Source organism: Enterobacter sp. JS8-1, from assembly GCF_049187015.1.
GTDB classification, from domain to species: Bacteria; Pseudomonadota; Gammaproteobacteria; order Enterobacterales; family Enterobacteriaceae; genus Enterobacter; species Enterobacter mori.
On record NZ_CP185805.1, the window covers coordinates 2,374,572 to 2,397,864 of the forward strand.

Annotated in this window: 21 protein-coding genes and 3 pseudogenes; 16 read left to right on the top strand and 8 right to left on the bottom strand. The window is 53.8% G+C overall.

Going from position 1 to position 23,293, the window contains the following annotated elements:
- Positions 1 to 182 precede the first annotated feature (182 nt).
- The 5 genes from ACOQH0_RS11265 (at position 183) to ACOQH0_RS11285 (ending at position 5,482) form a co-directional block, all read left to right on the top strand.
- Positions 183 to 1,175: a diguanylate cyclase gene (locus ACOQH0_RS11265; protein ID WP_421512281.1), complete on the top strand. Its 993-nt coding sequence runs from the start codon at positions 183 to 185 to the stop codon at positions 1,173 to 1,175.
- A gap of 53 nt (positions 1,176 to 1,228) precedes the next feature.
- On the top strand, positions 1,229 to 2,194 hold the full coding sequence (locus ACOQH0_RS11270; protein WP_316382915.1) for a sensor domain-containing diguanylate cyclase: 966 nt from the start codon (positions 1,229 to 1,231) through the stop codon (positions 2,192 to 2,194).
- A 77-nt stretch (positions 2,195 to 2,271) separates the two neighbouring features.
- A complete protein-coding gene (locus ACOQH0_RS11275) occupies positions 2,272 to 2,799 on the top strand; it encodes a GNAT family N-acetyltransferase (protein WP_421512282.1) in 528 nt (175 codons plus the stop codon).
- 116 nt (positions 2,800 to 2,915) lie between these two features.
- Entirely contained in the window at positions 2,916 to 4,367 is a 1,452-nt protein-coding gene (locus tag ACOQH0_RS11280; RefSeq protein WP_421512283.1) for a tagaturonate reductase, read from the top strand.
- A 200-nt stretch (positions 4,368 to 4,567) separates the two neighbouring features.
- The gene (locus ACOQH0_RS11285) at positions 4,568 to 5,482 is read left to right on the top strand and encodes a bestrophin family protein (protein WP_421512284.1); all 915 of its coding nucleotides are present in this window, start codon (positions 4,568 to 4,570) and stop codon (positions 5,480 to 5,482) included.
- Here the strand turns inward: ACOQH0_RS11285 and ACOQH0_RS11290 are convergent.
- On the bottom strand, positions 5,470 to 6,018 hold the full coding sequence (locus ACOQH0_RS11290) for a GNAT family N-acetyltransferase (protein ID WP_108417467.1): 549 nt from the start codon (positions 6,016 to 6,018) through the stop codon (positions 5,470 to 5,472). The genes ACOQH0_RS11285 and ACOQH0_RS11290 overlap by 13 nt on opposite strands.
- Before the next feature lie 100 nt (positions 6,019 to 6,118).
- Here ACOQH0_RS11290 and ACOQH0_RS11295 point away from each other — a divergent pair.
- The 7 genes and pseudogenes from ACOQH0_RS11295 (at position 6,119) to ACOQH0_RS11325 (ending at position 12,184) form a co-directional block, all read left to right on the top strand.
- Positions 6,119 to 6,706 (top strand): annotated as a pseudogene (locus ACOQH0_RS11295) (hypothetical protein).
- Positions 6,707 to 6,714: 8 nt separating this feature from the next.
- Positions 6,715 to 7,185: a GNAT family N-acetyltransferase gene (locus ACOQH0_RS11300; protein WP_221550053.1), complete on the top strand. Its 471-nt coding sequence runs from the start codon at positions 6,715 to 6,717 to the stop codon at positions 7,183 to 7,185.
- A gap of 12 nt (positions 7,186 to 7,197) precedes the next feature.
- Positions 7,198 to 7,638: a GNAT family N-acetyltransferase gene (locus ACOQH0_RS11305; RefSeq protein WP_421512285.1), complete on the top strand. Its 441-nt coding sequence runs from the start codon at positions 7,198 to 7,200 to the stop codon at positions 7,636 to 7,638.
- A 145-nt stretch (positions 7,639 to 7,783) separates the two neighbouring features.
- Positions 7,784 to 8,779, top strand: coding sequence for an alpha/beta fold hydrolase (locus ACOQH0_RS11310; protein ID WP_042718096.1), 996 nt, complete (start codon positions 7,784 to 7,786; stop codon positions 8,777 to 8,779).
- Positions 8,780 to 8,823: 44 nt separating this feature from the next.
- Complete coding sequence (locus ACOQH0_RS11315; RefSeq protein ID WP_042718094.1) at positions 8,824 to 9,564, top strand: response regulator; 741 nt, start codon at positions 8,824 to 8,826, stop codon at positions 9,562 to 9,564.
- Positions 9,561 to 10,856 (top strand): sensor histidine kinase, encoded by a 1,296-nt coding sequence (locus ACOQH0_RS11320; protein ID WP_421512286.1) that lies wholly within the window; start codon positions 9,561 to 9,563, stop codon positions 10,854 to 10,856. The genes ACOQH0_RS11315 and ACOQH0_RS11320 overlap by 4 nt, the downstream gene beginning before the upstream one ends.
- A 137-nt stretch (positions 10,857 to 10,993) precedes the next feature.
- Complete coding sequence (locus ACOQH0_RS11325; protein WP_421512287.1) at positions 10,994 to 12,184, top strand: cytochrome c biogenesis protein/redoxin; 1,191 nt, start codon at positions 10,994 to 10,996, stop codon at positions 12,182 to 12,184.
- Positions 12,185 to 12,192: 8 nt separating this feature from the next.
- Here ACOQH0_RS11325 and tam read toward each other — a convergent pair whose 3' ends face one another.
- Positions 12,193 to 12,951 carry a trans-aconitate 2-methyltransferase gene (gene tam / locus ACOQH0_RS11330; protein ID WP_421512288.1) on the bottom strand — a complete coding sequence of 253 codons (759 nt, stop codon included), beginning with the start codon at positions 12,949 to 12,951 and terminating at the stop codon, positions 12,193 to 12,195.
- Positions 12,952 to 13,034: 83 nt separating this feature from the next.
- Complete coding sequence (locus ACOQH0_RS11335; RefSeq protein ID WP_089598498.1) at positions 13,035 to 13,619, bottom strand: NUDIX domain-containing protein; 585 nt, start codon at positions 13,617 to 13,619, stop codon at positions 13,035 to 13,037.
- A gap of 86 nt (positions 13,620 to 13,705) precedes the next feature.
- On the opposite strand from ACOQH0_RS11335, the gene ACOQH0_RS11340 reads away from it, so the two are divergent.
- Together ACOQH0_RS11340 and ACOQH0_RS11345 are read left to right on the top strand one after the other, a co-directional pair.
- A complete protein-coding gene (locus ACOQH0_RS11340) occupies positions 13,706 to 14,479 on the top strand; it encodes a DeoR/GlpR family DNA-binding transcription regulator (protein ID WP_421512289.1) in 774 nt (257 codons plus the stop codon).
- Between the two features lie 100 nt (positions 14,480 to 14,579).
- Positions 14,580 to 15,872 carry a glycoside hydrolase family 28 protein gene (locus ACOQH0_RS11345; RefSeq protein ID WP_421512290.1) on the top strand — a complete coding sequence of 431 codons (1,293 nt, stop codon included), beginning with the start codon at positions 14,580 to 14,582 and terminating at the stop codon, positions 15,870 to 15,872.
- A gap of 11 nt (positions 15,873 to 15,883) precedes the next feature.
- Here the strand turns inward: ACOQH0_RS11345 and ACOQH0_RS11350 are convergent, their stop codons facing one another.
- The 4 genes and pseudogenes from ACOQH0_RS11350 to ACOQH0_RS11365 all read right to left on the bottom strand — a co-directional run.
- Positions 15,884 to 16,246, bottom strand: coding sequence for a DUF4406 domain-containing protein (locus ACOQH0_RS11350; protein WP_010431180.1), 363 nt, complete (start codon positions 16,244 to 16,246; stop codon positions 15,884 to 15,886).
- A gap of 132 nt (positions 16,247 to 16,378) precedes the next feature.
- Entirely contained in the window at positions 16,379 to 16,759 is a 381-nt protein-coding gene (locus ACOQH0_RS11355; RefSeq protein WP_421512291.1) for a VOC family protein, read from the bottom strand.
- A gap of 215 nt (positions 16,760 to 16,974) precedes the next feature.
- Entirely contained in the window at positions 16,975 to 18,372 is a 1,398-nt protein-coding gene (locus ACOQH0_RS11360; protein WP_421512292.1) for an ISNCY family transposase, read from the bottom strand.
- A 236-nt stretch (positions 18,373 to 18,608) separates the two neighbouring features.
- Positions 18,609 to 18,818: pseudogene (locus ACOQH0_RS11365) on the bottom strand (alpha/beta hydrolase); the annotation flags it as partial.
- Between ACOQH0_RS11365 and ACOQH0_RS11370 the strand changes: the two are divergent.
- Both ACOQH0_RS11370 and ACOQH0_RS11375 read left to right on the top strand, forming a co-directional pair.
- A pseudogene (locus ACOQH0_RS11370) lies at positions 18,807 to 19,493 on the top strand (AraC family transcriptional regulator N-terminal domain-containing protein); the annotation flags it as partial. The pseudogenes ACOQH0_RS11365 and ACOQH0_RS11370 overlap by 12 nt on opposite strands.
- Before the next feature lie 133 nt (positions 19,494 to 19,626).
- The gene (locus ACOQH0_RS11375) at positions 19,627 to 20,109 is read left to right on the top strand and encodes a hypothetical protein (RefSeq protein WP_421512293.1); all 483 of its coding nucleotides are present in this window, start codon (positions 19,627 to 19,629) and stop codon (positions 20,107 to 20,109) included.
- Between the two features lie 42 nt (positions 20,110 to 20,151).
- On the opposite strand, the gene silA is transcribed toward ACOQH0_RS11375, so the two are convergent.
- Positions 20,152 to 23,292, bottom strand: coding sequence for a Cu(+)/Ag(+) efflux RND transporter permease subunit SilA (silA, locus tag ACOQH0_RS11380; protein WP_421512294.1), 3,141 nt, complete (start codon positions 23,290 to 23,292; stop codon positions 20,152 to 20,154).
- Position 23,293 lies beyond the last annotated feature (1 nt).

Genomic DNA, 23,293 nt, shown 5'->3' on the forward strand with positions numbered 1-23,293 from the left:
TGTGCATACCAATAGAGAGAGAAAGCGGCCTTGATATATATGATTAAAAGATAAATTGCTTGCTAGGTATTTTTAAGCTCAATAAGATACCGCAAGAAACATATCGGAAAAATCTTAGTATGAATGCCACTGACAAACTTAGTCCCAAGCCTCGCTTACCTGGTCGTCGGTTTGTCAAACGTATGTATCTCATGCGTTTACTCGGCACATTTCTCTGTTTTATTCCTGTCCTGTCCGTATTGATTGAACACCATCGCTCGGTCTGGCTGATGATCCTGCTAGGGGCGAATGCCTTTATTTGGCCAACGGTGGCCTGGCTGCGGGCGCGTCGTTCACCGACGCCACTGGCGACCGAGCACCAGCACCTGGTGCTGGATGCAGGTGCAGGGGGCTTTTGGATCGCGATGATGGCGGTTAATCCGCTTACGTCAGTCGTGATTGCGACCATTTTGCTTTCAGACAGGCTTTCTGCAGGCGGTATTACGCTGCTGAAAAAGGCCGCCGCTCTGATGCTGGGCGTATTCCTGGTGACCTGGCTGACGCAGGGGATGGAGGTAGACGGGTTTGTTTCCCAGCGGACAATGTTTGCCACCTTGCCGCTGATCGCTATCTACATGCTGGCCATGAGCATGCTGACTGACAGTATTGCGCAGCGCTTACGGATAAAAAGCCGCGAGCTGGAGCGGATCGCCATGATGGATCCGCTGCTGGATATCGCCAACCGTCGTCTGCTGGAAAAACGTATCGATCATGAACTGAATAAACTTCGTCAGACGTGCCGTGAATCTACTTTGATGTTTATTGATATCGACAATTTTAAAGAGGTAAATGACCGCTTTGGCCACAAAGTGGGCGACGCGATGCTGGCGACGGTATCGAAGATCCTGCATCTGGCCACGCGCCCTTCAGATACCCCAGCGCGTCTGGGGGGCGACGAATTTGTCATTTTGCTCCCGGATACCAGCGTGGATGAGGCCCAGATTGTGGCTACCCGCATTATGGACGCGGCGGCAGTAATGAAGGATGTGGCGCAAGAGGCCGTGCATTGCACCCTCAGTATCGGTATCGCCTGCGCAACGCGAGACACAAGCAGCGTGGCCGACTGGCTGCAGGCCGCCGATAGTGCCCTTTACCATGCCAAGCGTGAAGGCAAGAACAGAATATTCGCACACTGACAATGTCTCTGTTTAAGCTACGCTTTTAATAACGCAAAGCGTCAGGAGACGTTATGAAAGCACCTGTAACCCCCGCTAATGAAACAGAACGCCTGAACTCGCTGCGCGAGTCTGGCCTTCTTGAAATCGACAATTCCGTGGCATTTGACCGGCTGACGCGTCTGGCTAAACGTTTTTTCCAGGTGCCGCTGGCGATGGTCAATCTCATTGATGAACATTCACTTATTGTGAAATCCGCCGACGGACAGGCACCTGACACCGTTCCGCGCAATATCTCATTTTGTGGTCACACGATCCTCAGCGAAGCGCCGCTGGTGGTGAGTGATATGCTTCAGGACGACCGTTTTGCCGATAATCCGCTGGTGGCAGGGGACCCAAGGGTTCGCTTCTACGCGGGTTTTCCGCTGCGCTTACGTGACGGGGCGAGCGTTGGCTCTCTGTGTCTTATCGATTTCGCGCCACGTGAATTTTCTGCGGCGGACCTTGCCGTCCTCGGGGACCTGGGCGCGCTGGCGGAAGATGAATTTGCCGCAGTCAGCGCGGCAACCACCGACGAACTCACCGGTTTATACAATCGCCGCGGCTTTAACCAGTTTGTTCGTTTCACCCTCTCTGTCGCCAGACGTCGGGCGGAGCCGCTAACCCTGGGATGGCTGGATCTCGATCGTTTTAAAGAGATCAACGATCGTTATGGCCATGAGGAGGGCGACAAGGCATTGAAAGCGATGGCTTCCCTCATGAAGGCCTCTTTCCGCGAGGCCGATCTGCTGGTTCGCTTTGGTGGTGACGAATTCGCGGTGCTGTTTGCCGATACGGATGAGCAGGGCGCCTGGATCGCCATGCAGTATTTGATCGAACAGGTAGAGAGCTATAACGCGCGTCAACTGCACCCCTGGTCGCTGCATTTCTCCTGGGGCTTGAGTGAGTTCGACCATAACAGCAACGATATTCAGCAGTGGCTTAAAAATGCCGATCGGAAAATGTATTCCATGAAACAGCAGAGACATACTGAGAGATAACGAAATCCTATGTATTAGGTTATTGCGTTACGGAAATGTTAATAGCAATCTGGAGAGATTCATTAAAAGGACAAAACATGAACTCTCCACTGCATATTAAAACCCTCTCCCGGGACGACATTCTGTCCCACATCGATGCGCTGACCGATATCCTCGAAAACTGTGTTAACGGCGGCGCATCCGTCAGCTTTATGCTGCCTTTTAGTCACGACAAAGCGCGCACGTTCTGGCGCGGGATTGCTGAAAGCGTTGGCCGTCATGAGCGTACCGTACTGGCGTGCGTTGATGAGCAGGACGGCATTATTGGAACGGTACAGCTCATCACCGATCAGCCGGAAAATCAGCCGCACCGCGCGGATGTCGCAAAACTGCTGGTTCACGAAAAGGCCCGCCGTAAAGGGGCGGCAATGGCGCTGATGGAGACCCTTGAGGTGATGGCGCGCGAAAAAGGGCTATCGGTTCTGGTACTGGATACCTCCACCGGTAGCGGCGCGGAGAGCTTTTACCAGCGGGCGGGCTGGCAAAAAGTGGGAGAGATCCCGCGCTATGCCTTGATGCCTGATGGCGTGATGACCGCAACATCCATTTTCTATAAATTCTTATGATTATTTTTCACAATTGCCTGATGAGTTGATCCAAACAGGGGTTCTGGTCTGAAAGGTTTGATAAGTTATTACACCAATCTCATCAGGCTGTATGACTAATCGAAAAGGATCCCAATGTGAACACACTCAACCGACGTGATTTCCCCGGTGCTCTCTACCCTGAACGTATCATTCAGTTTGGCGAAGGTAACTTCTTACGTGCGTTCGTTGACTGGCAAATCGACCTGTTAAACGAGCATACCGATCTTAATGCCGGTGTGGTGATTGTTCGCCCGATCCAGAGCGATTTCCCGCCATCGCTCAGCACCCAGGATGGTTTGTACACCACCATCATTCGGGGTCTGAATGAGAAGGGCGAGGCGGTAAGCGATGCGCGTCTTATCCGCTCCGTTAACCGTGAAATCAGCGTCTACGATCAATATGATGAGTTTTTGACGCTGGCCCACAATCCCGATATGCGTTTTGTCTTTTCGAACACCACGGAAGCCGGTATCAGCTATCACGCCGCTGACAAATTCGACGATGCCCCGGCAGCAAGCTATCCGGCGAAACTGACGCGACTGCTGTTTGAGCGCTTTAGCCACTTTAACGGCGCAGCGGACAAAGGCTGGATTATCATTCCGTGCGAGCTTATCGACTACAACGGTGAAGCACTTAGCGAACTGGTGCTGCGCTATGCGCAGGAGTGGGCGTTGCCGCAGGCGTTTATCCAGTGGCTGAATGACGCCAATAGCTTCTGCTCTACGCTGGTTGACCGTATCGTTACCGGTTATCCGCGTGATGAAGTGGCATCGCTGGAAGCTCAGCTTGGCTATCACGATGGATTTATCGATACCGCTGAACATTTCTATCTGTTCGTGATTCAGGGGCCAAAATCACTTGCCGCCGAGCTGCGTCTGGATAAATTCCCGCTGAACGTGCTCATCGTTGATGACATTAAGCCGTACAAAGAGCGCAAAGTGGCTATCCTGAACGGGGCGCACACCGCGCTGGTACCGGTAGCCTTCCAGGCCGGTCTGGATACGGTTGGTGAAGCGATGAACGATGCTGAGATTTGTGCGTTCGTCGAAAAAGCGATTTACGAGGAAATTATTCCTGTGTTGGATTTGCCGCGCGAAGAGCTGGAGTCGTTCGCCAGTGCGGTGACGGGCCGTTTCCGTAATCCTTACATCAAGCATCAGCTGCTGTCGATTGCCCTGAACGGGATGACCAAATACCGCACGCGTATCCTGCCGCAGCTGCTGGCGGGGCAGCAGGCGACGGGTCAATTACCCGCGCGTCTGACGTTTGCGCTGGCCGCGTTGATTGCGTTTTACCGGGGTGAACGTCATGGCGAACGCTATCCGGTACAGGATGATGCGCACTGGTTGACCCGCTATCAGCAACTCTGGGCACTGCACCACGATAAGCAGATCGATACCCGTTCACTGGTGGAAGCGGTGCTGAGTGAAAGCAATCACTGGGAGCAGGATTTGACGCAGGTGAAGGGATTGGTAGAACAGGTTACGTTGGGTCTTGATGCCATCCTTCATCAGGGGATGCGTGAAGCGGTAAAACCACTTTGCTAAACGGTTACCCGGCTTCGGTCGGGTATTTTTACGAACCTCTTTAGTTACAACATACTATTTATTATGTTTTTAAAAAATGACTTCAACTCCGTGCGGTTTAGGCTTTTCAGTGGCGAAAATGCAATGTTCCATTAACATGCTTGCAACCGTGAGGGGGATCACGTTTAATAGCCTCGCTCTTTTCCTTTCTGACACTGACTATGATTGTTCGTCCTAAACAGCACTGGCTACAACTAATATTTGTCTGGCACGGTTCGGTTCTGCCGAAAATCTACACCCGCTTGTTGCTCAACTTCCTGCTTTCCATCGCCGTCATCCTGATGCTGCCGTGGTATACCTCGCTTGGCATCAAATTTACCGTCGCACCGTTTAGCATTCTTGGCGTGGCGATCGCAATCTTTCTCGGTTTCAGAAACAACGCTTGTTATTCGCGCTACGTTGAGGCTCGCCAGCTCTGGGGGCAACTGATGATAGCGGCGCGCTCGCTGTTTCGCGAGGTAAAAAACACCTTACCCGAAGATAAACATCTGGGTGAGTTTGTGCGCCTGCAAATTGCCTTTGCCAACTGTTTACGCATGACGCTGCGCCGGGAAACAAACGCAGAACAGCTTTCACCTTATCTGGCGGCAGAGGATTTGCGTAAAGTGATGGACGCCAACTCTCCGGCGAACCGTATTTTACTGATTATGGGGGAGTGGCTTGCCGTACGGCGTCGTAACGGGCAGCTGTCAGATATTCTGTTCCACAGTCTGAATAACCGTCTGAACGATATGTCGATTGTTCTGTCCGGCTGCGAGCGCATTGCGACAACACCGGTGCCGTTTGCGTACACCCTGATTTTGCATCGCACGGTGTATCTGTTCTGCATCATGCTACCGTTTGCACTGGTTGTGGATCTGCACTACATGACGCCGTTCGTCTCCGCGTTGATTTCCTATACCTTTATCTCGCTGGATACGCTGGCGGAAGAGCTCGAAGATCCGTTTGGCACCGAAGATAACGATCTCCCGCTGGACGCCATCTGCAACATGATGGAACGCGATCTGCTGCAGATGAACGATGAAGAGAACATTCCGGAAAGGTTGTTCCCGGATAAACACTATCAGCTGACCTGACGGGCATTCCACTCGTCACGGGTGATCTCCCATAACTCGGAATCCAGCATTCCGCTAACGTAGGCTTTCTTTTCCGTTCTGATTAACCGCATGCCGCTGCTGTCTGAAATACGTCGGGAGCGGCTATTGGCGGCAGCCTTCGGGGCGCGTAGAACGGGTTTGTTGAGCGTGTTAAACCAATAATCCGTCGCGGCAATGCTGGCTTCGCGCATAAACCCTTTCCCCTGAAATTCCGGCGCCAGCCAGAACCCGCGGTTGTTATCCTCAACATCGTAGAGGCAGATAATTCCCATGAGCCGATCCGGCGCTTCACGACGGCGGATACTCCAGAACCAGGCAATCCCTTTTTCCATATCCGGCAGCGCCACGTTGTTGACATAGCTTTCCGCACCGTTTTCCGGGTAGGGCCAGGGCACCGAAGAAACCATATAGCGTACGATTTCCCAGCGCGGGTACAGCTGTTGAATCTGGACGGCATCTTCAGCAACCAGCGGTTTCAGCAGCAGGCGTTCTGTCGTAAGCGTCGGTATCGTCATCTGGGATCTCCATATTTAAGCGTTATGCTTTTGTTTGCGTTCTGGTATTTTCATCATTATCACATTCTGATGAGTTGTGCTTTTCGCTGGCGGTATTCTGATGAGATTTCTGAGTTTTTTAACCGGACGTGTATTCCAGGATCTCCTGCAGCATGGCAAAGAGATTGAGGATTCTATTGCTCGTCGTGATACCCGTCTTTTGAATCATTCCACTCCCGAGCTGGAACGGTATTTTTCTCGTCCTCTCGACGAGCTTCCGCGTCAAAATCCTTACCCGATAGCGGCGCTGTTACCTCTGTTTTTAGTGGCATTTGCGTTAAATCTTCTGCCTTTTCTCCACACGTTGCAGGGGTTGTCGCCTTTACATCATGCACTGAGTTTTTTCGTACCGTCATTGATAATCCTTGTCACGCTCATTGTTAGTAGCGTGCTTCTTGCCCGAGGCGTGACGTCAGGTTTGCTGGGCGTTATGGCATTGTTCATCATCCTACTGGTCATGACCCTCGTTCAGGCGCTACATCTCCTGTTTTCTCATGGCGGAAGCCTTTGACCAATTGTCATCGCATGCTTCACCCTGTTACTTTGCCGGGTGGTGATGAATAGCAGAGGTTTTGTGCTGTTTACCCTCTATTGTCGCACTCAGCGTCTTGCCAGACTGGCACGTGAAATCCGGTTAAAAAGCCGTTAAGGGGAGGTATGACGTTACGAAAAGCTAAACCGCAGGAAGCCGAAATACTCTGGGATATTCGCAATCAGGCGATTCGTCACGGCTGTAAAACCAGTTACGACGCGGATGTGATTGCGCGCTGGACGCCCGACCTTATGCCCGAACACTATCGAAAAATGGTCATAGATTACCCCTTTTATGTGGTGGAGGATGAAAAGGGCGACATCGCGGCGACGGGTTATCTCGATCTTGATACGCATAGCCTGGAGGCGATATTCACCTTACCTTCAGCATCCAGTAAAGGAATGGCGACACGGATCGTCGAGGCACTGATCAACGAAGCCCGCAGCCGTGGAATTACGCGTTTGCTGCTCGATTCCACGCCAAACGCCCGGTCGTTTTATCATAAGCTCGGTTTTGTCACGCTGGGCGAAAAGCATCATCACTCGCGTATGGCGGGTGCTGATTTACGCTGTTTTGAAATGGCAATCACGTTGTAATGTGAGGAACTCATGGCTGTCACGGTAAGATCGTTGCGCGCAGATGACTATTCCCAGTGGCGACCGCTGTGGGATGGCTATACCCATTTTTATGATTGCTACCTCGATGAGTCTGTTACCGCATCGACGTGGGAAAGGGCGCTCTCAGATAACTCCCCCCTATTTTGCCGGGTCGTAGAGAAGGATGAACAGGTTATCGGTTTCGCGATGTGTATTCTGCATGAAGGCACCTGGTCGACAGCACCCATCTGCTACCTGGAAGATCTGTTTGTGAATGCTGCAGAGCGCGGGGCGGGAGCAGGAAAGGCGCTGATAGATGCTTTGATTGCGGAAGGCCAGCGCGGAGGGTGGTCAAAACTGTATTGGGTCACCCGGGAGAGCAACCCGGCGCGTAAACTCTATGATAAATATGGTGAGGCTGACGATTACGTCCGATACCGCATAACCCTTTAACGTCATATCGCCTGTGTTTGTATCACACTGTATCAGCGTCCCGGATACATACACAGGCTTGCAATAAACCCGCTTTCGCACATATCCGCTATACAGTGACATGTTGTTATATCCCCGTGAAATGTACACAACCGGAGATATCAACATGTTTAGCAAACTCGCTTACTCGACTCTTGCATTGACCGTTTCTCTTGGCACCGTCATGTCCTGCCAGGCAGAAGCCACGGGCAACGACTTCGCCTCGGCATTTGATCACCCCCAGCAGATTAACGCAGGCGATCTCAACGTCGGCTATGTCGACATCGGACCGAAAACCGGCCAGCCGGTGATTTTGTTACACGGCTGGCCCTACGATATTCATAGCTATGCGGAAGTGGCGCCCGCACTCGCGGCAAAAGGCTATCGCGTTATCGTGCCTTCACTGCGCGGATACGGTACCACGCGGTTTATCTCGGATAAAACACCGCGTAACGGTCAGCCTTCCGCAATGGCGAAAGACGTTGTTAACTTGATGGACGCGCTGAACATTAAGCAGGCCGTTTTCGCGGGTTACGACTGGGGGGCCCGCACGGCGGATATCGTCGCCGCGTTATGGCCAGAGCGCGTTAAATCGCTGGTCTCGGTGAGCGGTTATCTGATCGGTAGCCAGGCCTTAGGCAAACAGCCCTTGCCGCCGAAAGCTGAGGTTCAGTGGTGGTATCAGTTCTACTTCGCAACCGAACGCGGCGCGGAAGGCTATGCTAAAAATACCCATGATTTCGCGCGTCTGATCTGGACCCAGGCATCACCGGACTGGAAATTCAGCGAGGCCACCTTTAACGCCAGCGCCAAATCGCTTGATAACCCAGACCACGTTGCCGTAACGCTCAGCAATTACCGCTGGCGTTTAGGCCTGGAGAAAGGGGAGCATAAATACGACCGCTACGAGCAGAAGCTGGCAACGCTGCCGAACATCACCGTGCCTACGATCACCATTGAGGGCGGTAATAACGGCGCGCCGCATCCTGCACCCGCGGCCTATGCCAGCAAATTTACCGGAAAATATGAGCACCGAACCTTTGGTGCCACCGTCGGGCACAATCCTCCCCAGGAAGATCCGCAGGATTTCGTTAAAGCGGTCGTCGACGCTGACGCGCTTTAAAATGTGCTATTTTCAATCCGTTACCCTTCATTCTGGAGCTTGCGGTGGAGCATATTGATCATATCCTTGTCGTCGATGACGACAGGGATATTCGTGAACTGATTGTCGCTTATCTCATTAAATCCGGCTATCACGCCTCCGGCGCGGCGAACGGGAAAGAGATGCATGCGGCGCTTAATAAACAACACGTCGACCTGGTTGTGCTGGATGTGATGATGCCGGGCGAAGACGGTCTGACGCTGTGTCGACAGCTGCGCAGCAGCAAGCATAAAGATTTGCCGATACTGATGCTGACGGCCCGCAACGAGGAGACGGACCGGATCCTGGGGCTGGAAATGGGCGCCGACGATTACGTGGTTAAACCCTTTGTTGCCCGCGAGCTTCTGGCACGCATCAAAGCCATTATGCGTCGTTTTCGCACGATGCCGCCCAATCTGCAGGTTACCGAAGCAGGGCGGTTGGTTGAGTTTGGCGACTGGCAGCTCGACACCGTTGCTCGTCATCTTATCGACCCGGAAGGCACGATCGTGGCGCTTAGCGGTGCGGAATATCGCCTGCTACGCGTTTTCCTTGACCATCCCCAACGCGTTTTGACGCGCGACCAGCTGCTGAACCTGACTCAGGGGCGAGATGCCGAACTGTTTGAACGTTCGATCGATCTGTTGGTGAGCCGCGTCCGCCAGCGTCTGAATGAAGATGCGCGAACGCCGGCCTACATTAAAACCGTTCGTAGTGAAGGCTACGTTTTCACCATGCCGGTGACCATTAAAGAGGTTAACGAATGACTCTCTGGCCGCGCTCGCTGCTGACCCGGCTGCTGATTATTGTGCTGGTTGGGCTGCTACTGGCTAATGCGCTCAGCCTGACGCTGGTTATGGTGGAGCGCATGCGCAGCGCCCGCACGGTGATGTTGGGTAACCTGGAATATGATGTTGCTACCAGCGTCGCCATTCTTGACCGCCTTCCGGCGAATGAACGTCCGGCCTGGCTGGCACGGCTTGACCGGGGAAATTACCGCTATATTCTTGGGCCGGGCGAACCGGGTGCGGCCCCGCAGGACAAGCGGTCGCAAGATGCTGTACGCACCCTCAAAGAGACGCTTTCTGCAGACTACCCCCTTTATTTTACGGCCGTTGCCGGGCCGGTGTCGCACATTCAGGCGCATATCACCTTAAGCGATGGTGCGCCGCTTACGATTGATCTCATCCCCCGCATGCCGCCGGTCGCCAGCTGGCTACCCGTGGTGCTGATCTTACAACTGATGCTTTTGGCCACCTGTTCGTGGGTTGCCGTGCGTCAGGTGGTGCGGCCATTCTCGCAGTTTACTCGCGCGGTCGACTCCCTTGACCCGTCATCACATGCCGCCATGTCCGAGCAGGGGCCGATCGAGGTGCAGCGCGCCGCTCATGCCTTTAACGCCATGCAGTCCCGCATTCAGGCTTACCTCCGCGAGCGCGGGCAGATCCTGGCGTCCATTTCACACGATTTGCAGACCCCGATAACCCGTATGAAGCTGCGCGTTGAAATGGCCGAACAACCTGAACTGCGTGACAAGCTGCTTAACGACCTCGACAACATGTCGCGTTTGGTTCGGGAGGGTATTGCCTATGCCCGGTCATCAGAAATTCTTGAAGAAGCCACGGTGAAGATGGAGTTAAACGCCTGGATAAACACCCTTGCCAGTGATTATCAGGATGTCGGTAAGAACGTGCAGTTTCAGGCAAGCGACGAAAGGCTGCCCATCGTCACTCGCCCCCAGGCGCTGCGGCGGGTAATGACCAATTTGTTGGACAATGCGCTTAAATTCGGTGATTACGCCGAGATTGAAATTGAGCCTCAGGCAGAACAGGTTGTTATTCATATCAAAGACGGCGGGCCGGGAATTCCTGATGCCGAACTTGATGCGGTATTACAGCCTTTTTATCGTATTGAAACATCCCGTAATCGCGATACGGGAGGAACCGGGCTTGGCCTTGCCATCGCGGCGCAGCTCACCGCGCAGCTGGACGGGAAACTTCACCTGGCGAATCGCACCGAAGGGGGACTGGAGGTTTCCGTCGCGCTGCCGCGCCGTTGATTGTACGGTTTTGTATCTGCGTTCCGTACGGATACGGTGGCAGACAAATCGCGCAGATTTGCACATCATCTGAACACATCAGTACGTTGAAATAACCTCACTGCAGCTACGCAGCCAATCTGTTATGTGAGGTCGTTATGTTTCTGATTATCGCTTTTTTAGGCGGGATGATTAGCCTGCTGAGCCCCTGTACGCTCCCCGTTATTCCGCTGCTGTTTGCTGGCTTTCAGGGGCAGCGGCGACACGTCGCGGCGCTTCTCGCGGGCATGGTTGTGATGTTCACCCTGGTGGCCCTGGCCGTCACGGCTGCCAGCGAGTGGATCGTACAAGCCACCCTGGTAGGGCGCTGGATCGCACTCACGATTTTGGCCACCGCAGCCCTTGCGCTGATTTTCCCGCAGTTTGCTCAGCGTATTGCCACACCCGCGGTCCATGTCGGCAATGCGCTGAATACCCGAAGCGGACAAACGCGTGGAGTGTCTGCCGCATTTCTGGCCGGGCTCGCGGTCGGGCTGCTTTGGTCTCCCTGCGCGGGCCCCATTCTTGGCGCGATCTTCAGCATCAATATCGCGGGTCACTCGCCCCTTACCACCGGAACGCTGCTCATCGCCTACGGAAGCGGATGCGCGCTGATGCTGGGATTGCTTGTTGCCGGAGGCCGTAAGTTGATTCAGCCGTTAAGGGCGAAATCGGCGCTCATGGGACGACTGCGTCAGGCGGCAGGTGCAGTGATGTTGGCCGCGGTGGCATTTAACGTCACCGGGATGACGTCGGCCTTAAAAGGGGCAAATGGCATCGCCGATCGGCTCGAAAACTCACTGTTAAACCTGGCAAAACCGTCGACCTCAACCGTGAAATTGCAGCCGGTGGTGGACAGTGCGCCGAGCAGTGAATTACCGTCATTGAGCGGCGGCACCGGATGGCTAAATGGTGACCCTGTCACCTCTGAGTCACTACGAGGGAAGGTGGTTCTGATCGATTTCTGGACCTGGGACTGCATTAACTGCCAGCATACGCTTCCCCACGTCCGGGACTGGGCCAACAAATACCAGTCTCAGGGACTCGTGGTGATTGGCGTTCACACGCCAGAATATCCATGGGAAAAACCGCTGTCGTCCGTAAAAAATGCGGTCAATAAATGGCAGCTCCCGTACCGGGTGGTGGCGGATAATCAGTATCAAATCTGGAACAGATTTGGAAACCAGTACTGGCCCGCGCATTACTTCTTTGATGCCAAAGGACAGCTACGCTATACCTCATTCGGCGAGGGTAACTACGACAAACAGGAGCAGGTCATTCAACAGCTTCTGAAAGAAGCCCGCTCCTGAACGCCACCTCAGGGTTGACGCTGAGCGACGATGAAAAGCCGTGGAAACGCCAGCAGTATCTGCCCATTCTCCTGGAGCTGATACTGCTCTTCCAGCAACGCCTGATAGCGCTTCAGGTAGGCTTTTCGCTCGCTTTCGTTGAGATCCTGCAGCCACGGACGCAATCCCGTGGCGCTGACCCAGTCAATAATGGCCTGGTGCGAGCTCATCTTGTGGAAATAGGTTGTCCGCCAGATATCCACCTCGCATCCAGCCTCCGTCAAAATATCATAGTAGGCATGCACGCCGGGCAGCGGCTCACGGCCACGGTCGGGATAGCCTTGTTCGTAAGCCACTTCGCGCATTGAAACATGCGTAGGTTCAAGCCAGTTGTCGGGCATTTGAATCGCCAGCACGCCATTCAGACGAAGCAGCGAAACCAGGTGCGGCAGCAGATCGTAATGGTCCGGGGTCCACTGCAAAGAGGCGTTGGCGTAAATCACATCCAGCGGCTGGTGAGGTGTGAACTGGCGAATGTCTGCTTCTACAAAGTGGCATTCAGGCAGCGCGCTGCGCGCTTCTTCCAGCATGGCGGGAGAGTTATCCACCCCTGTTATGTGTGCCGACGGCCAGCGCTGCTTCAGCAATGCGGTACTGTTGCCCGGACCACACCCCAAATCAACGACGGTGGATACCGCATCCAAAGGAACACGCGCCAGAAGCTCGGCGGCAGGGCGTGTGCGTTCCGCGCTGTATTGCAGGTAGAGAGAAGGATTCCAGTCGGCCATGTTCGCAGCTCCATTTCACGGGATTAAGGAAGAATAGCACAGACAAATACCCGCACAGCGGCAGGTATCTGACAACGCGATGTTTATAGGATCCCTTTCAGGGCGACGTGGTAAATCAGCATGATGGTTTTGCCGTCAACAATTTGGCCGGTCTCGATGCCGCGGAGCGCCTCGTCCAGCGTCACTTCAAGCACGTCGATATCTTCCCCCTCTGATTTGATTCCGCCACCTTTGCCGGTTTGATCCTGAGGGTGATATTCCGCCAGGTAGAAATAGAGTTTTTCCGTTACCGAGCCAGGGCTCATATAGGCTTCGAAAATTTTCTCTACGCGCGACACCGTAAACCCGGTCTCTTCCTCGGCTTCCGCTTTGATACGGCTTTCAGGATCCATATTGTCGAGCAGCCCGGCAGCGGCCTCTATCAGATCGCCTTCATGACCGTTGATAAAGACCGGAAAGCGGAACTGGCGGGTGAGGATGATCGTTTTTTTGTCTCGATTGTAGAGCAGTATGGTGGCTCCGTTGCCCCGGTCGTACACTTCTCGGCTTTGGCGCTGCCACTCGCCGTCGCGGCGTCGTTTATCAAAGGTAAATTTTTTCAGTATGTACCAGTTATCAGATAGGGTTTCGCTCTCGATAATGCGGATATCTGCGCGTTTTGATTGCACGTTTGGCTCTCCTTACGTAGAGTTAAGATCATAAACAGCACTATCGTGCACTCTCAAGATAAAGCATGCAACATCAGGAAAGTCCGATGCTCACCAGTCAGCGAAAACAATTGATTCTGGAAAAACTCGAAGCGGAAGGTCAGGTACAGTCGACAGCACTCAGTGTCCATTTTTCAGTATCTGAAGACACCATCCGGCGCGATCTCCGCGAGCTGGCGGCAGAAGGGCGTTTGCAGCGCGTGCACGGCGGTGCGCTGCCGGCATCGTCGGCGGTAGTACCCTTTGCCGAGCGTAAAACCGTGAAAATGGATGCGAAGAAAAACGTTGCCCGAAAGGGCGCTCAACTCATTTCGGCAGGACAAGTGGTGATTATCGACGGTGGCACGACCACCGCTGAGTTAATCACGTTTTTGCCCTCAGACCTGCAGATTACCGTCGTCACGCATAGCCCGAGTATTGCGCTAGGTCTGGTCGAGCACCCTTTGATTGACGTTATCCTGATCGGCGGACGTCTGTACAAGCACTCGATTGTCACCGTAGGTGCGGCAGCTATCGAAGGCATTGGTAACATACATACGGATCTGTTCTTTATGGGGGTAACGGGCATTCACCCGGAGGCAGGGCTGACGACCGGCGATTTCGAGGAGGCATGCATCAAACGTGCATTTTCCGGCAGAGCCGCGGAGACCATTGTGCTGGCTTCGCCTGAAAAGATTAATACCGCCTCGTCATTTGCGATCGGCGATGTGTCGCTGGCGAATACGATGGTTGTGGAAGATGGCACGGATCAGGCCTGGATAAATGCGATAACAGAGAAAGGCGTGACGATCGTTAAAACCTCTGATCGGACACATGAATAACCGTTTTTCTGCCAGCTTTTTGGTCAGGCTGTCCTTGCGGTAAAGGTTATTGATTAAGCGAGTTCTTATACTGCTGATTTTCAACAGTATAAGGGATTCCATGGCAGACATTTCAATTTTAACGTTCGGGGCAGATCCGAGTGCTGAATGTATTTCAACGACGGCTATCCAGCAGGCTATTGCGAAAGCAAAGCCTGGCGACAGCGTTGTGATCCCTGCAGGCCGTTATCTTACCGGCGCCATTTTTCTTAAAAGTGATATCACGCTGCATCTGGCGCAAGGTTCGGTGCTTTTAGGCAGCCAGCACCTGGAAGATTACCCCATAATCGACACTCGGGTTGCCGGCATTGATATGCGGTGGCCAGCAGGAATAATCAACGTGATTAACGCGCAGAACGTAAGCCTCACCGGAACGGGTACCCTCGACGGGCAAGGGCGGATCTGGTGGCAGCGATTCTGGGGAGATGATGAACACGGCGGCATGGTCGGAGACTACAGCGCCAACGGTTTACGCTGGGTGGTGGACTATGATTGCCAGCGGCCACGCAATGTTCTGGTGTATGAAAGTAAGAATATCCTGCTCAAGGATTTCACCAGCTGCGAGTCCGGTTTCTGGAATGTTCACCTTTGTTATTCCCGCGATGTGGCAATCGAGAACCTGAGTATCATAAATTCAGTGGGGCCAAGCACCGATGGAATTGACATTGATTCTTGCGAACAGGTTCGAATTGAGCGCTGTACGGTTTCCTGCAATGACGACAATATCTGCATTAAGGCGGGCCGCGGGCGCGAGGCTGCGCAAAAAGCCCGTACGGCCAGGGAAATTGTTATTCGGGAATGCGTGTTGAACAAGGGCTCAGGCATCACCCTGGGCAGTGAAACCTCCGGTGGGATCGAGCACGTACTGATCGAAAACAACCATTTCAACGGCACGGGGGTTGGGTTTCGCATTAAGTCAGCCCGCAATCGCGGCGGGTTTATCCGCCATATCACGGTGCGGAATTTGCTGCTTCAGAATGTGCGTTTCCCCGTACTTATCCAACTGAACTGGTTCCCGCAATACAGCTACGGTGATAGCGGCAACCTGCAGGATAAGCCTGAGCACTGGCGCAAACTGGCTGACGGGGTAGAAGGAGAGGCGGGTTTGACGGAAGTGAGCCACCTGACGCTTAGCAATATCACTGCGCGCCGTTCAGACGGCAACTTATTCTCTCGTGCGTTTTTTATCGAAGGCTATCCGGACCGTCCTGTATGCGGGTTAACGCTCGACAATATTTCCGTCGTTGCCACCGAGTTTGGGAAAATATCGGGTGTTGAGGGGTTGCGCTTCAATAATGTCCTGGTCACCGCGAATGAACTCACGCAGGACATAAATGATAGCTACGAACGCTGATGGGGATTCCGTCAGGCCTGAGGAATGCTCTCTAAGCTGGTGTAGACCTGAAGACCACGCTTGCGCGCGACCTCAATATCCATATCTGCGCCTTTTGATGCACCTTCGATGCGATAAATCGCGTCGCATTTACCAATGAGGCGATGGGCAACGGGATACAGCATCGCTTCACTGATTTCATCATGCAACGAGGTTGACCCTGCGGCCTTCGCCAGCGGCAGGGCGAGCCATTCACCAATGACCGGGATGTGCCCACGTTCGTACACCGCAAGCGCTGCGTTTTCTAATCTTGCCAGATTGGCATCGATACGTTCCTGAATACCATCCGTGCCGCTACGATAGGGTCCGGCGATTAAAATCAGCTGTTGAGTCATATCTACCTCTATGAGTGATTATGCATGTTATTGCACGATGATTGCTGTTTTGCAGTGCGATTAAACATAGCAGGCATTATCATGCATGATCAAGTGGAATCATGCATGCAGATCACCGAAGTAGCGGTAGTGTCAGTCCAATAAGCCGCTTTCAGGGGCATGACAAACCGCCTCGATATTATGACCATCGGGCGCAATGACAAACGCGGCATAATAATTTTTGCCGTAGGGGCGTAATCCCGGCGCGCCGTTATCCCGCGCGCCAGTGCGTAATGCGGCATTGTAAAAGTCATCAACTTGCTGACGCGTTGTGGCTACAAAGGCGATATGCAATGGTGCTGGCTTATCATGTGTCTGATACAGGCAAAGTGAAACATCGCCGGAACTCATTTCGACGCCGTAGTCTGGTGTGCCTTCATCGATAATGTTTACGCCAAGCGGCCGCAGAGCTTCGAGGAAGAAGGTTTTACTTTTTTCATAATCACTTACGCCGAATTTAACATGGTCAAACATTTGAGCCCCCAGTAAGTAGCGGTGAAATATGGAGTATAGAAGCGGAGCGTGATTATGGTGGATTGGATGCCTGGTAATGTGGGATTGAGCACGTTCGTTGACGAGGACAAGGATGACCATGAAATGCTGGATTTTGCCTTAATCTATATTTGTCTGGGCTGTTTTTAAAGGTCCGCTTTGTGGCTAAATTAAAATGTCCGCATGTGGGTTATGTTTCAGCTTTTGCCGAAGATTTCCTGGCTCCTTGCCTGGAGTTGCTGCAGGGCTTCCAGCATGTCGTTCTGATTCAGGCTTCTTTGTGATTTCTTTCCGGGCTGTTTCTTTCTGCGTGAGGTCTGGCCGTCCAGTGATGGCAGGGCCTGTGAGCGGGTGTTGTCCCGTTTGTCCTGAACCAGTTTTATCATCTCCAGAGCACGTCCCAGGCGCTTGTTGTCAACGATGGCGCCCTGGTCCAGTTCTCCCAGCCGGTCGTAGGTAATGAAGGGCAGGGAAGTACCGTTAGCCCGGAGCTCGATGGTACCGTCCGGATACTGCCAGACATCAATGTACTTCCCCTGAAAACGCCGGTTTTCTTCATTATCTTCAAGCAGATAAAGCTTCTTATCGTACTGTAATGTCAGGTTTTTTGAGACCTTACGTTGTTCACGCCAGGTGAATGTTGCTGCCAGATTTTCATTATTCTCGAGCGGACGGTGAACGTCGAAATCGTGGCGTGGCGGCTTCGCAAATCGGCGGTTGTAGTCAACCATGAACTCTTCGGCAAAGGCGTTTGCAGCCTCGGGTGTACTGATACCGCGGAGCCGCAGCTCCTTGACGAGGCGATCCTGCAACGTAAGGTGAGCCCGCTCAACACGACCCTTGGCAGAACTGGTATTGGCACAGATACCGGTGATGTTCAGCTCGTTCATGGCACGACCAAACTGAGTCTGGCCATCTCCGCCGATGGCCTGCTTGTTGTTGATCCTGAAGACACTGGCCTTGTCACTGTAGAATGCCAGAGGCTTACCGTAACGCTCCAGGTAGCCCCGGGTGGCTTCAAAATAGGTGAAAGTGGACTCAGAACTGACGAACAGAAGCTGCATCAACCTACTGGTCGCATCATCAACGTAAACAAGCAGCGTGCAGGCCGGACCACGATCCTCGAACCAGCGATGCTCACAGCCATCAATCTGGATGAGTTCTCCGGTGCAGGCCCGACGCGGTCGTGGCTGATGCACACGAGGCGGCCGTAACTTGCGGGGGATCCATAAGCCAGCCTGTGTCATCAGCTTGCGTACTGTCTCTTTGGCCAGATACAGCCCATGAACCTCGGCGAGCTTCTCACAGGCTAAAGTTGGGCCAAAATCAGCGTAGCGTTCGCGGATAATACGTAGTGCTCGTTCAGCGAGGCCCGGCATGAGTTGCCGGTTGCCAGGCTGGCCACGACGACGGTTAACAAGTGAAAGCGGCCCATGTTCACGATAGCGCTCCAGCAACCGTCGGCAGTGTCTGTCAGATATCTCAAGCCGGGTTGCTGCAAGACGTGTGGTAAGACGGCGGTCGATAACGTCCTGAAGGATCCTGAGTCGGTTTACATCGTTCATTGAGAAAAACTCCGTTCCGTATGCCGTCATGAGTCTCATCCTTTGAAAGCAGTGATCGCTGTGGTGAGACTGTAGCGCGGACATGTCTATTTGGTCTGAGACGGACATCTCAATTTAGCCACTACAATATTGGTGCGCATAATGTATATTATGTTAAATGCAATATAGAAGCCAGAACCACCGCCCAATTAACCCCCTTCACCGTTACCTTCCCTCACACCTCAGTGCAGTGGCCATTTGGCCACTGCACCTGTCAACTGATGGAGTTATCGTTTATTGAGATATTTGTTGAAGAATGCCGTGATGTTATCGAACGGAATCTTATCCATACGATCGTACAAATCGACATGCGTGGCATCCTTAACAATCAAAAGCTCTTTCGGCTGATTTGCCGCTTCATATGCCGTTCTGGAGAAGTAAAGCGAATGCGCTTTTTCGCCATGGACAAACAGGATTGGACGCGGAGAAAATTCCTGATCACCTCTCTCGACTTACCCGCCAGTTCGGAAGTGTTAAGCGCATCAGCATCTCGGCCGTGCGTCGGCATAGCCTATAAACTTGACCAACGCGTGCTGATGGAATTAATTACGCAGGGGGGCCTGCCGCCAGTGAAAAAACGCGATGCGGGAACAGGTGTCGGTATAGGAACCATGACAGATGTTTTGCTGGAGCCTTTCTGCCGCCTGCTTTCATTGCTTGACGAGCCTGAAGCCATTCCTGTTCTCAGCCCGCTGATTCAACGGGAGATACATTACCGGCTTTTAATGAGCGATCGGTCCGATCATCTCAGACAGATTGCAGCAGTAGACGGCCATGGCCACCGTATCGGTAAAGCTATCGACTGGTTAAAGACCCATATTGCTTCGCCTTTACGCATCGAGGAGCTGGCGAGTCGGGTTCAGATGAGCACGCCCTCTTTCCACCGACATTTCAGGCAGCTTGCGGGAATGAGTCCCCTCCAGTATCAGAAATGGCTGCGCCTCAATGAAGCCAGACGACTCATGCTGAATGAGCATTACGATGTCACCACAGCGGCCTATGCTGTCGGTTACGAAAGCTTATCCCATTTCAGCCGGGAATATACGCGTATGTTTGGTGAGTCGCCTAAGAGGGATATTACCGTGCTGAGAAAGTCTGCCGGTGAAATTTAATCATTTGTTGCTTCCAGGGAAATAGGCTGAAACGTTGATTATTCATACGATTAAAAGAATATACCGTCGGCTGCAACGCTGTAACGAGGCTGCCGCCAGCATAAACCATGCCGCCCCGACACAGCTGCACCAGTTGAAGACGCAGCTGGCCGACGAAATGGGTAAGCCTGTGGGACTGCATACCATGGGTATTCCCGCGGCGGTCAGTACGCTCGGGGTGATTGTCAGTTGCGCCATTCCGCAGCTGTGGCTGGGGTATGGCGTACTCGCCGCACTCGGCCAGCCGGCCGAACGCGTATTCGTGTGGGTTGTGCTGGTCGCCCTGCTGTTCGCCGGCATTAACGGCGTGACGATGTTTATGATTGGCAAAGGCAGCATGCGCGCCGTGCGGTTACATCTTACGCTGGCGGTGATAAGCCTGATATTAACCGCAGCCTACCTGCTGGCCGCGCTGAGCGGTAGCGCTGCTCCGGGCGTCAGCCTGACCGCGGCGCTGGTGAGTATTGTCATGCTGGGGCTGAGCGGCAGCTGCATCCTCTCTACCGCTTTCTATAAGATGCTGCTGTTTACTCTGCATAACCGAGCCTGGCGCAAGCTTATCAGCCAGAGGCGCTAAGCAGTCATCCTGTAAAAAGCCCGCCGCTGCCGGCGGGTTTTTTTATGGTTTTTTATGCCTGCGCAACCAGATTAGCTTGTACGCCGCAGGTATAATAAACAGCGATAGCAGCGGAGCCGTAATCATCCCGCCAATCATGGGCGCCGCTATCCGGCTCATGACCTCTGACCCGGCACCGGTACCCCACAGAATCGGCAGCAGACCGGCAATGATCACCGCAACGGTCATCGCCTTTGGCCGCACGCGCAGCACGGCGCCATGATAAAGGGCGTCATCAAGCCCTTGCTCGGTGAACGTTTCACGACGAGACAACTCCGGGTGCGCTTCAATGGCCTGACGCAGATACATCAGCATGACTACCCCAAACTCAGCCGCGACGCCAGCCAGCGCGATAAACCCGGTTCCGGTTGCGACAGACATATGGAAGCCCTGCCAGTACAGGAACCAACCCCCCCCAACCAGTGCGAACGGCAGGCTCATCAGAATCAGCAAGGCTTCGTCCACGCGGCGGAAGGCCAGATATAACAGAATGAAAATGATCATCACCGTCATCGGCACCATCAGCTTCAGTTTTTTATTGGCATGCTCGAGTAGCTCAAACTGTCCTGAGAATGACACGCTGGTTCCCGGCCTCAGTTTGACCTTCTGGCTGATGGCTGTCTTAATGTCGTTTACCACCGACACCATGTCCCTGCCCCGCGCATCAATGTAAATCCAGCTGGCGGGACGGGCATTTTCCGTTTTCAACATGGTTGGACCGGAAACGACGTTAATCTCTGCCACATCGCCAAGGGTGATTTGCTGCTTCATCGGCGTAAGGATCGGCATCTCCTTCAGCGCCTGCGGGCTGTTCCGGTAATCCTGCGGATAGCGGATATTGATCGGATACCGGGCCACGCCTTCAACCGTTTCCCCTACCGTCGCACCGCCGATGGCGGAGGAGACGAAGAGTTGCACATCGCCCACCGTCATGCCGTAGCGGGAGGCTTTTTCACGGTTGATATCCACATCAACGTAGCGCCCACCTTCCAGACGTTCAGCCAGTGCTGAGACCACGCCCGGCACGGTTTTGGCTACCGCCTCAATGTTCTGCGCCGTTGCGTCGATATCCGACAAAACGGTACCCGACACCTTGATCCCTATCGGACTTTTGATCCCGGTTGAGAGCATATCAATGCGGTTACGGATGGGCGGCACCCAGAGATTGGCAAGCCCCGGCAAACGAACCGTCTGGTCCAGTTCATCGATAATCTTGTCAATCGTCATGCCCGGCCGCCACTGGTCTTCCGGCTTGAGCTGAATGGTCGTTTCAACCATTTCAAGCGGCGCGGAATCTGTTGCGGTTTCAGCCTTACCCGTCTTACCATACACGGAAGCCACTTCCGGGACGGTTTTGATTAACTTGTCCGTGGTCTGTAATAGCGCCGCCGCTTCTGCCGGAGAGACGCCCGGCAGGGTCGACGGCATATACAGCAGATCGCCCTCATTGATCTTCGGCAGAAACTCACCGCCCACCTGACTTAAAGGCCAGATAACCGTGAAGATGGATAACGCCGCAACCAGCAGGGTGGTTTTTGGCCAGCAAAGCACCTTAAGCAGCAGCGGATGATAGGCTCCGATCAGCAGCCGGTTCAGCGGGTTACTGTTCTCAGCGGGGATTTTTCCCCGGATCCAGAACCCCATCAGAATCGGAATGACGATGATAGCCAGCGCGGCCGCCCCCGCCATGGCGTACGTTTTCGTGAAGGCCAGCGGACCAAACAGCCGCCCTTCCTGCCCTTCAAGGGTAAAAATCGGAATGAAAGATAAGGTGATGATCAGCAGGCTGATAAACAGCGCGGGGCCAACCTCCACGGAGGCGTTGGTGATCACCTGCCAGCGGGTGGCGTTATCAATTTGCTCTCCGGGATGCTGATGATCCCACTCCTCGAGCCGTTTATGCGCATTTTCAATCATCACAATGGCGGCATCCACCATTGCGCCGACGGCGATGGCGATCCCACCCAGCGACATAATATTGGCGTTCAGCCCCTGGAAGTGCATGACGATAAAGGCAATGCACAGGCCGAGCGGCAGAGAAATGATGGCGACCAGCGCAGAGCGGACGTGCCAGAGGAACAGCGCGCAGACGATGGCCACCACGATAAACTCTTCGAGCAGCTTGCCGCTCAGGTTATCAATGGCCCGGTCGATAAGCTGGCTGCGGTCGTAGGTGGTCACAATCTCAACGCCTTCCGGCAGACTGGCCTTCAGCGTCTCCAGTTTATCTTTCACCGCAGTAATGACCTCACGCGCATTTTTGCCTGAACGCAGAATCACCACGCCCCCGGCGACTTCCCCCTGCCCGTTTAGTTCGGCAATACCGCGTCGCATTTCCGGCCCCGTCTGCACGCGAGCAACATCACGCAGATAAATGGGTACCCCGTTCTCCCCGGTTTTCAGGACGATATTATTGAAGTCATCAAGAGTCTGGAGATAACCGCTGGCGCGAACCATATACTCCGCTTCCGCGATTTCAATGGATGAGCCCCCTGCTTCCTGGTTGGACGATTCCAGGGCCTGCTTAACCTCAGGCAGGCTTACGCCGTACTGGGCCAGTTTTAACGGATCGACCTGAATCTGATACTGCTTCACCACGCCGCCGACCGACGCCACCTCGGCCACGTTCGGAATAGTTTTCAGTTCAAACTTGAGGAACCAGTCCTGAAGAGATCGCAGTTCCGCGAGATCGTGTTTTCCGCTGCGATCGACCAGCGCATACTCAAATATCCAGCCCACACCCGTGGCATCAGGCCCGATTTCAGCGCTCACCCCGGCGGGCAGTTTACCCTGCACCTGATTCAGATACTCCAGCACGCGCGACCTGGCCCAGTAGAGATCTGTCCCATCTTCAAAAATGACATACACGTAGGAATCACCAAACTGGGAAAACCCGCGCACGGTCTTTGCGCCCGGCACCGACAGCATGGTGGTGGTGAGCGGATACGTCACCTGGTTTTCAACAATCTGCGGAGCCTGGCCGGGATAGCTGGTTTTAATAATCACCTGAACATCAGACAGATCGGGCAAGGCATCGACCGGCGTGTTGATGATGGTCCAGGTACCCCAGACGCTAAGAAACAGCGCCCCCATCATCACCAGAAAACGATTGGCGACTGACCGCCGGATAATCCATTCAATCATC